The sequence below is a fragment of the Sphingomonas asaccharolytica NBRC 15499 genome, from assembly GCF_001598355.1.
In the GTDB taxonomy this organism is placed as follows: domain Bacteria; phylum Pseudomonadota; class Alphaproteobacteria; order Sphingomonadales; family Sphingomonadaceae; genus Sphingomonas; species Sphingomonas asaccharolytica.
In genome coordinates this window covers 1-4,232 of record NZ_BCYU01000149.1, presented here as the reverse complement: position 1 = coordinate 4,232, position 4,232 = coordinate 1, and the positions used below count along the sequence as shown (strand labels likewise).

Annotated in this window: 4 protein-coding genes; all 4 read right to left on the bottom strand. The window is 70.1% G+C overall.

Annotated elements, in window-relative coordinates; translation table 11 throughout:
* Positions 1-141 precede the first annotated feature (141 nt).
* The 4 genes from SAS01S_RS21585 to SAS01S_RS21570 all read right to left on the bottom strand — a co-directional run bounded on the left by SAS01S_RS21585 (position 142) and on the right by SAS01S_RS21570 (position 3,927).
* Complete coding sequence (locus SAS01S_RS21585) at positions 142-2,061, bottom strand: ParB/RepB/Spo0J family partition protein (RefSeq protein WP_084239312.1); 1,920 nt, start codon at positions 2,059-2,061, stop codon at positions 142-144.
* 89 nt (positions 2,062-2,150) lie between these two features.
* Positions 2,151-2,576, bottom strand: a complete 426-nt coding sequence (locus SAS01S_RS21580) for a DUF2958 domain-containing protein (protein WP_066813229.1) — start codon at positions 2,574-2,576, stop codon at positions 2,151-2,153.
* A 2-nt stretch (positions 2,577-2,578) separates the two neighbouring features.
* Positions 2,579-2,827: a hypothetical protein gene (locus SAS01S_RS21575; protein WP_066813226.1), complete on the bottom strand. Its 249-nt coding sequence runs from the start codon at positions 2,825-2,827 to the stop codon at positions 2,579-2,581.
* Positions 2,824-3,927 carry an ArdC family protein gene (locus SAS01S_RS21570; RefSeq protein WP_084239311.1) on the bottom strand — a complete coding sequence of 368 codons (1,104 nt, stop codon included), beginning with the start codon at positions 3,925-3,927 and terminating at the stop codon, positions 2,824-2,826. The genes SAS01S_RS21575 and SAS01S_RS21570 overlap by 4 nt, the downstream gene beginning before the upstream one ends.
* Positions 3,928-4,232: the final 305 nt, after the last annotated feature.

Here is a 4,232-nt window from a genome sequence, read left to right as displayed (position 1 = left end):
CCCCTGACCCGCCGCGCCAGCGGCTGCCGCGCGCCAGAGCAACGCGCAGCGTGCGAGGGCGCGCGGCAAAATTTCTCCTTCCCACGACAAGACCCCGCGCGGAGAGGCCATGCCTCCCAGCGCGGGGCTGACTACCACTGATCAGGCGGCTAGGCGCTCGGTCAGCGCGCCCTCGACTTCACCCTGCGCGGACGCATCGGCCGAAACCGCTTCTTCTGCCTCATCCCGCTCACCGGGTGCGGTCACATTCTCCGTATCCGGCAACGGCACCTGGTCGGGCGCGGGCCGCGCACGCTCGGCGACGACGAACGCGACCCGCGCATGGGCTGCGACCGACCCCACTCCGCCGCGATCGGTATAAGCGGCGGGCGGGAACGCCAGCCATTGGGGCACCCAGCGCTCGACCTTGGCGCGGCCCTCGGCCCCGGCCAGATGGTCGGCTACGATCTTCTTCAAGGTCGCCCCTTTTTCTGTCGCATTGGCCTCGGCGACCTCGGGTCCGGCGACCTCGGCGACCATCGCACCCAGCACCTGCTTGTCGCGGATCAGATCGAACAAGGCGGTGTCGGCCTGCCACCAATTGGCCATGGCGATACCGAGCGTCAGCCCGAGCGCATCGACCGCCGGGCTGCCGACCGCCAGCGTTTCGCCGATCACCACCGCGACCACATCGAGCACCGCCGGGTCAGCCAGGTCGAGCAACCGCAGGAAGATCGCGGTCAGCCGGTCGCCCTGCCGCCCGAAATCGTCGCCGCACCCGCCGATGACGGTCGCTTCCTCGCAGCCGAACCCGAGCAGCTCGAGCACTTCGCGGCGATGCCCGTCGAACACGGTTTCGGCGAGCGACGCCGCCACGCTCTCGCGGGTCGCATCGTCGCGTGCCGATTGGGGCTCGACGCGCACCGACCAGAGCGGCGACCCAGCAATGGCATGCGCGACCATCAGCCGGAGCGCGACCCCCGGCTGCGCGGTCAGAGCCGCGCGTGCGGCGGCATGGCGGTGCAGGTCGATATAGGTGCCAAGCGCGCTGGTCACTTCGGGCCGGGCGGGCTTGGCCTGCCCCGCCCCGTCCGCTGCCAGCCGCGCGGCGCGCTCCCGCTCCCGCCTGCTGACATAGCCTTCGTGGAAGCTGACCTCGCCGGTCGCCCGCACATCGACATAGACGCGCCCGCCTTTCCGCTTGGGCGTCTTTTCATATTCCCAAGCGCTGAAATAGTCGCTGGGCGGGACGATCACGACCTCGTTCCATCCAGCGGCGCGATAGGCCTCGCTGCGTTCGGCAATGGCCGCGTTCTGCGCCTCCCAGAAGGCGTCGGCGTCCGCGAAATAGCGATCCTCGCCGAACAGATCGGCGATGGTCGCAAGGCCGCTCGCCTCGACATCGAACAAGGCCACCCGCGCCGGGACCGACTGCCCCCCGGTCAGCCAGGCCTTGAGGCTCGCGCCACTCGGTGCGCGCGTGTCGGGATCGTCGACCAGCTTGAGCCACTCGGCCTGCTGGCGCTTGCTCGCCATGGTCAGATGGCGGACGGTCGCGCGGTCGATCTCCTCCTTGGCGTAGAGGTCGCGGATACGCGGCAGCAAATTGCCCAGCGCGAGAATGCGGCGCACGCCAAGTTCGGGAAGCCCGAACGTCACGGCGATATCCTCGGCGCTGCGGCCTTCCCTGACCAGCCGGGTGAAGGTGACCCACTGCGTGACCTCGTCGGGATCGAGCCGCGCGACATTCTCAATCAGCGACGCCTCGATCGCGGCGGCATCGTCGCCCTCGTCGAGGATCGCGCAGGGCAACAGGCAGCCGTCCGGATCGGGGTCCGGCGTCGGGCCGTCGTCATTGGCGGCACGGCGCTCAGCGTCGGCGATCCCCGCCGCGCGAAAGCGGCGGCTACCGGCGACGATTCCGAAGCGGTCATCGTCGGCGGGCCGGACCAGCAAGGGCTGCAGCACGCCGCGCTGGCGGATCGTCGGGAGGATGTCGGACACGTCCGGGGCCTTCTTGCCTGCGCGCATGTTCGTCTTGTCCACGAACAGCTTGTCGAGGGGCAGAAATTCGAGTTTCATGGGGATGCTCCTTTGGGAGTGCCGGTCCCGCCCTACTTCCATTGCGACGGGACCGGCTTTCGTGATGCGGGCGAGACGCGCCCGCTGCGTCAGCCGTCCGGCGAGCCGGGCGGAAGCTCTTGGGACAGGCGCTCGCGCGCGATGCGGAGGGCTTGCGCTGCCCCCATGATCGACCCCGTGCGGCGTGCGACCTCGGCCCACAGCGACAGCGGAACGTCGCTCGAAAAATGCAGGTCGCGCTCGATGCGGAGGTCGAACGGCAAGCGCACGTCCGCCAACTCGCCCAGCGAAAAGCTGCCGAGTTCGGGGCAGCCGAAGCCGAGATCGGCCAGCCCGAACAAGGTGTCGCCATCGGCATCAAGTTCGGTCGCGAGCCAGATTGCCGCGCTGATGGGCGAGAAGAATTTGACGACCGGCGCGGGGTCCGGTTCGCGGGCGCCCGCGCGCTGTGCGTCTTCCATCCTTTTCGCGTTGGCGACGAGCGCGGCGCGCAATTCCGGGGTGAGCAGGTCCATGACTATCGATCCTTGGAAAAGCGCGGCGCGCCATCGGCACGCTGCGCGGGGGCGAACAAATCGAGCTGATTGCGGGCGGCCAAGTCGAACAGGCCGAGGTCGCAAGGGCGCTGCGGCTTTTTCGGTTCAAGCGGCGCGGCGGCGCGTGCGGCCAGCCGGTCGGACAGTGTAATCGGCGCGACGCCGGGGACGAGGCTTTGCAGGCCGATGCCGGTCGGCTCGGCGGCGAAAGACTGACGTGCCTTGTTCATGCCCCCGGCTCCGATAGCGGCGCGTCGACGGGCGATGCGGCGGGTACGCGCGCGAGCAGCCAGTCGGCGGCGCGCGAGGCGGCCGACGCGGCGCGGACGATCGCACGAGCATCGCTGCACAGCAGGTCGAGCCAGCAGCAGAGATAATCCGCATGGCGCACGGTCGGCACGATGCCGAGCGCGGCGCACAGGAACGCCGATCCCATTTCGGCGATCAGTTCCTCGCGGGCATAACCGGGCGTGCCGAAGGCGCTCGACAAGTCGCGGCCCAGCCGCACGGCATGGCCTGTCGCATGGGTCAATTCATGCAGGCAGGTCCGGTAATAATTGATCGCGTCGAAGAACGCGGATTGCGGCGGCACCACCACCATGTCGCGCGCCGGGCTGTAAAAGGCCTCGTTGCCGCCGACCCGGAAGGCGACACCGCTGGCGGCGATCACTCGTTCGGCGGCGGGGACTTGCTGGGACACATCAATCGGCGCGGGCGGCAGCGACAAAGCCGGGTCGAGCCCGTCGCATTGCGCCACATTGAACAGGGTGAAGCGCTTGAGGAACGGCACGGTGCCGGGAGCGCTCCCCTCGGCCTCGGCGCGCGCTCTCTCGGCCTCGGGGGTGAACCGGTCGGCATAGACGACGGTGACGCCATGCTCGCCGCGCCGGACCATCCCGCCCAAGGTCGCGGCCTGCCGGAAGGTCAGCCAGCGCTGCGCGGGATAGCCGCGCGCGATCACCGCGCCCCACAGGATGAGGATATTGACCCCCGAATAAGCGCGCCCGGTCGCCGCATTGACTGGCAAACCGGCGGCGGTCGCAGCCCCGCTCTCCCATGGCTGCGCCCAAGGAAACCGCCCGGCCTCAAGCTCGGCGATGATCTTTTGGGTCACCTCCTCGTAGAGCGACGCGCGCGGCGCGGTCGCCGCCACCCCATCGCCTTGCTCCCCGCGCCGCCGCGACGTCCGTGCGCTGCGCGCCCCGGCCGCCTTGGTCCCGCCTTTCGCGGTCGAAATGATCGCCTGGGTCGGGTTGGTCGGCTTGATCGACCGGGTCGATTTGGTCGCGCTCCGGGACTGGCCTCGGACGGAACGGCGATTGGCGGGCATGACGCGTGACTCCTTCCCCGCCCCGCACATGGCCTCCCCGCAGAAAGCGGGGGTGGGCGGCACAGAGCGACCGAAGAGGCGCGGCAACGAGCGAGGCCGGCACCCAAGTCCGGGGTCCCCGTCGCGCTCGCGCGGCGGGGTGGCGCAGGGCCGCAACGTCAGTGAAGGAGCCGCGGCACGCGGCTTGCCGGCCTCGCGGCCGCGCCTAGCAGGGAGCGCCGCCCATCCCCGCTTGAACGGGAGAGGCCGCCAACAACGCCGCCGCGCAGTCGCGCGGCGTCCGCCTAGAACCGCGCCGGCGGCCC

Coding starts and splice junctions, on each gene's coding strand:
- SAS01S_RS21570 (WP_084239311.1), bottom strand. CDS start 3,927: ATGCCCGCCAATCGCCGTTCCGTCCGAGGCCAGTCCCGGAGCGCGACC.
- SAS01S_RS21575 (WP_066813226.1), bottom strand. CDS start 2,827: ATGAACAAGGCACGTCAGTCTTTCGCCGCCGAGCCGACCGGCATCGGC.
- SAS01S_RS21585 (WP_084239312.1), bottom strand. CDS start 2,061: ATGAAACTCGAATTTCTGCCCCTCGACAAGCTGTTCGTGGACAAGACG.
- SAS01S_RS21580 (WP_066813229.1), bottom strand. CDS start 2,576: ATGGACCTGCTCACCCCGGAATTGCGCGCCGCGCTCGTCGCCAACGCG.